The following is a 2,406-nucleotide window of genomic DNA, read 5'->3' as shown; positions in this document are numbered from 1 at the left end:
CACGACGAGGTCGGCGCCGAGTTCGTCGATCGCGTCACGGATCGCCAGCGCGGGCTGGCCGGCGCGGACGTGCTCCTCGGCAGGCACGCCCGCGGCCGCGGCCGCGTCGGCGACGTAGCCCGTCGCCTCGTCGGCGGCCTGCTTCACCTCGGGCATGTCGTCGAGGTGGCCCTGCCGGATGCGGTCGACCTGCTCGGTGCCCAGCGAGTAGTTCACCGCGTCCACGTCGATGACGTACAGCGCGTGGACGGTGGCGTCGTACTTCGCGGCGAGGTCGACCGCGCGGTCCACGGCGGCCTCGGCGGTGTCGCTGCCGTCGGTCGGAACGAGGATGTCGTCGTACATGGGTCAGTCGTCCGCGGGGGTCTCGCCCCCGTCGGTCGCGACGTCTTCGGCGCTCTCCTGTCGGGACATCGGTTCGGGGCTGTGACACTGGCGGACCATCCGCTTGGTCTCCTCGGGCGGCTCCTCGGTGACCTTGGAGACGGCGATGGTGATCGCGAACACGATCGGCGTGCCGACGAGCGCGGCCCCGATCGCCGGGAACACCTGGCCGTACAGGTCGCTGAACGGCACGATAAGGTCGTTCACCACGGCGGCGACCCAGATGGTGAGGCCGACGATCATCCCCGCGAGCGCGCCCTGTCGGTTGGTGTTCTCCCACCAGAGGCCGAGGAAGAACATCGGGAACAGCACGATCGCCGCGAGCGAGAACGCCAGCGCGACCAGCTCGCCCACCAGCGCGGGCGGGTCGAGCGCGGTGACGCTGACGATCGCGCCGAGGACGACGATCGTCGCCCGGCCGACGAGCACCTGCTCGCGCTGGGTCGCGTCGGGGTTGATGATGTTGGTGTAGATGTCGTGAGAAACCGCCGAGGAGGCCGTGATGAACAGCCCCGCGGTCGTCGCGATCGCGGCGGCGATCCCGCCGGCGGCGACGAGGCCGACGAACCACGTCGGGAGGTTCGATAGCTGGGCGGCCAGCACGACGATCAGGTCGCCCTCGCCGCCGCTCATCCCGCCCTCTGCGGCGTACGTCGGGCCGTACTGGGAGGCGTCGTAGAGGTCGACGCCGAAGGCCGCCAGCGCGGGCGCGCCCCAGTAGAGGATCATGATGAAGAACAGCCCCCACACCGTCGACTGACGGGCGACCTTCTCGTTCTCGACGGTGTAGAACCGAACGAGCACGTGGGGCAAGCCGCACGTCCCGAACACCAGCGAGAACGCCGTCGCGACCCACAGGAAGAACGAGGAGTTCGCGAACGGCTCGGAGAACTCGCTGTTGAGGTCGTTGATCAGCGCCCCGTACTCGATCTGCGGGAGGACCGTGGAGTAGCCGCCGGTGAAGCCGACGACGTACACCGCCGCGAGGAACGCGACGATGAGGATCACGTACTGGACGGCCATGTTCTTCGTCGCCCCCATCATCCCCGAGAGGGTGAGGTAGGCGACGGTGATCGCCATCATGATCAGCACCATCGTCGCGTAGTCGGTGCCGAACACGTACAGGCCGACCAGCCCCATCCCGCGGGCCTGTCCGACCGAGTAGACGAAGCCGATCAGGATCGTCGTCAGCGCGCCCAGCGCGCGGGCGGTGTCGGAGTTGAAGCGGTCGCCGACGAAGTCGGGCGCGGTGTACTTCCCGAACCGCCGCATCTGGGCGGCGAGGAAGATCAGGAGGACGAAGTAGCCGGCCGTCCAGCCGATGATAAAGGCCAGCCCGTAGAACCCCGAGAGGGCGACCAGCCCCGCGAGCCCGAGGAACGAGGCGGCGGACATCCAGTTGGCGCCGATCGCCATCCCGTTCTCGACGTTGCCGATCGAGCGGCCCGCGACCCACATCCCCTCGGTGTCGGCGACCTTGAACAGGTAGCCGACGACGAGGAACAGCGCGAGCATCGCGATCACCAGCACCGCGGGGATCGGCTTGAACGAGATGTCCAGCGCCTCCGGCAGCAGTTCGTTCGACTGCAGCACGGCCGCGTTCACGGCGGCGAGGTTCACTCCGCCTCACCCCCGTCGGAGACGGCGGCGCCCTCCTCGGGCGGCGAGGTGTCCGTCTCGCTCCCGGCCGGCGTGGTGTGATCGATGCCGTACTTCTCGTCCAGCCGGTCGCGCCGTCGGGTGTAGATGTACGCGAGGACGAGCGAACTGGTGGGTGCGACGAACGCGACGGTGAAGTAGTGGGCCGGGAACTGGAGGATCGGGATCTCCTGAGTCATCAGCTCCGGCGCGAGGAACGTCGCGGTCACCGGTCCCCACGTGAGGATCGTCCACGCGACGAAGCCGGCCCACACCTGCTTCAGGTGGTCGCGCATGAACGGCGTCCCGGGCTTCAGGATGTTGATCTCGGTGTCGAGGTAGTCCACGTCGGCCTCGCGCTCGGCGACGCCGCCGTCGGTCTTG

General features: G+C 68.7%; 2 protein-coding genes and 1 pseudogene. All 3 read right to left on the bottom strand.

The window, feature by feature from the left end:
- A pseudogene (locus tag ACFR9S_RS12590) lies at window positions 1–345 on the bottom strand (universal stress protein); the annotation flags it as partial.
- 3 nt (window positions 346–348) lie between these two features.
- On the bottom strand, window positions 349–1,989 hold the full coding sequence (locus ACFR9S_RS12585) for a VC_2705 family sodium/solute symporter (RefSeq protein ID WP_379731795.1): 1,641 nt from the start codon (window positions 1,987–1,989) through the stop codon (window positions 349–351).
- Window positions 1,990–2,000: 11 nt separating this feature from the next.
- Window positions 2,001–2,406: DUF4212 domain-containing protein (locus ACFR9S_RS12580; RefSeq protein WP_379818804.1), on the bottom strand; the 406-nt coding region annotated here is incomplete at its 5' end.

The organism is Halolamina salina (genome assembly GCF_042678005.1).
In the GTDB taxonomy this organism is placed as follows: domain Archaea; phylum Halobacteriota; class Halobacteria; order Halobacteriales; family Haloferacaceae; genus Halolamina; species Halolamina salina.
This window is presented reverse-complemented; position numbering and strand designations above follow the sequence as displayed.